Source organism: Rubripirellula obstinata, from assembly GCF_001642955.1.
In the GTDB taxonomy this organism is placed as follows: domain Bacteria; phylum Planctomycetota; class Planctomycetia; order Pirellulales; family Pirellulaceae; genus Rubripirellula; species Rubripirellula obstinata.
This window is the reverse complement of record NZ_LWSK01000252.1, coordinates 1-2,124: the sequence shown is the minus strand read 5'-3', so window position 1 is coordinate 2,124 and position 2,124 is coordinate 1. Positions and strand designations below refer to the sequence as shown.

General features: G+C 55.5%; 3 protein-coding genes. 2 read left to right on the top strand and 1 reads right to left on the bottom strand.

All coding sequences use genetic code 11. The annotated features are described in order from the left end of the window. Positions 1 to 754: DUF6985 domain-containing protein (locus RC85_RS27290; RefSeq protein WP_238383234.1), on the top strand; the 754-nt coding region annotated here is incomplete at its 5' end. A 751-nt stretch (positions 755 to 1,505) separates the two neighbouring features. Continuing rightward, a complete protein-coding gene (locus RC85_RS27285; protein ID WP_157594079.1) occupies positions 1,506 to 1,670 on the top strand; it encodes a hypothetical protein in 165 nt (54 codons plus the stop codon). Positions 1,671 to 1,892: 222 nt separating this feature from the next. Here RC85_RS27285 and RC85_RS28055 read toward each other — a convergent pair. Further along, positions 1,893 to 2,124 (bottom strand): hypothetical protein (locus RC85_RS28055; protein WP_162273302.1); only part of this gene is annotated, 232 nt, incomplete at its 5' end.

Sequence of the window (2,124 nt, the reverse complement as noted above, 5' to 3'; positions counted from 1 at the left end):
CTGTTACGCTTTCCACACGGTGATCGTCACCCACGTGGACGAAGTCCGCGCTGACGAACCGCATCGCAATGGTGTGTCTCGGATAACCATTGCATGCACCGGAGTGGCGGCCGCACGCTTTTCTCTCTGCTTGCACGTCAAATCCCGCCACCTCGGTGATGCATACCGTTATCCGACTCACAATCCAGACTTCATGCTCAACCGCCTTCGCAGTACTCTCTTCGGTCCACCCCATGTCCCAAAACCTGGATCGCACCCGATCGCCGGTCTCGACCTGATTCTGACTTGCGATGACACCTCTGCCACCCAAACCCTGCGCCTTAACGGAAAACGCCGCTCTTATCCTTCGACGATGTGGACCGGAGCAACGTTTTGCGAACTGGTTGGGGGCGAACTCGACTTCACGCTTTTGTGTGAATCGGCTTTTCCTCGGGAATCTGACGTTGAAAGGATTCGGTCCATTGCCACGCACCCAACTTCGATCGAAATCGAACTTCACCAAGCGGCTTTTGATTTCTTCGACCGCTTACGAACTGAACACTCGGTTGACTTTTCATCCTGCTTACCGAAATGGTCACACGACTCGGTAATCGACTCTCTTGGGCCGCCATCCGCATTGATTGACGACCTTGATGACACCCCAAGCTCCCGCAATGCATTCTTGGTATCCTATTCGACCGACCTTGACCCGGAGCACGGTGTTGATATTCTCGTAAAGGATTGGACTGTCACGGATTGCGGTCATCTAATTTGATTCGCACAACGTATGCGGATAACCAAAGGATGCACCGGAGTACGGTTTGCGCGATTTCCTGTGATGGTTGGCTTTTCTCTCCGTACCCGGTGATCCCGACCGTTATCCGACTGAACTTGTCTGCTGCATTGCACTGCGGACCGATCGCTGAACATGGGGCAACCACTCTGGCTATCGCTTCTAAACGTTTCTGTCATGCCAACTGCAATCGGCGTGCTTGCCATGTTCTATTCGCGTGATTGGCTTGGCTGCCCGATCTGGCTAGTGATACCGCTTTTTACATTCTTTTGGCTGCTCGGATTCTGCATCTGGACCCTAGCCGTCGGCGGTCTATTGGCACTACGACCAACCCTAGCTGGCCCTGTATACTCTCATCCACCTTGTCCGACCTGCTCTCATCCGCTCGCAACACAATTTGCTCGGCAATGCTTGCATTGCGGTGCTGATTGGCACGGGCCCGACCTGCAAGACTCGGCGGATAACCATGACATGCACCGGAGTGGCGGTGGTTAGCTTTTCCGTTTGCTTGCAAGTCTTTCGCCGCCACCCGGTGATGTCTACCGTTATCCGACTCGGTTCGTAGGGCCATGCTCCACTCCGATGCAGCGTGATTTGCTGCCTGAATTCAACGTAAACGTGCGTGACGCGTGCGACGCTAGCTCAAGCGTTCTACTTTCTTGATACTCGAACACTGTTTTCTGATTTCAATGCGTACTCTGACATTTCTTGTTCGCTACACTAAGCTTCTCGGGTGACTGTCACCCAAGTGGACGAAGTCCAGGCTGGCGGCGTTCCGCCGTTGTTTTCACGTGCGGGTTTCATGCTCGATGCCGGATGGCGACGTCCCGTCGTTGTTTTCCACTCGCGTGGCGGATGCCCGTTGGCTGCCGTCAACTTTCGGTCACTTCGTAACTAAATCCCACGGATAACCATGCGTTGCTGACGGAGCGGCGGTGGTCGACTTGTTTTTCTGCTTGCACGTCTTAATCCGCCGCCCGCAGAACGCGGTCGTTATCCGACTGAGCCGCGGACATTTGCTGCCTTCCTCGCGCCCTGCGGGGAACACCCCATGCTCGACCAACACAGCATTGCCCCTAACGCCCGACCTACACCGAAGCGCCGACTGCCCTGCGGGGCATCAACCAACGCCTGACAACCAGCACTCAGACAAAACCGAAGCGCCGGATGCACTGCGTGGCACAACCAACGCCCGACCTTGTACACTCGATTTAACGCTGCCCACCGAAACTTGCTTGACCGACCGCTCTTTGCTACGGTCTTCACCACGGTGACTGTCACCCACGGGGACGAAGTCCGCGCTGACGGACCGCATCGCAATGGTGTATTGCGGATAACCATTGCATGCACCG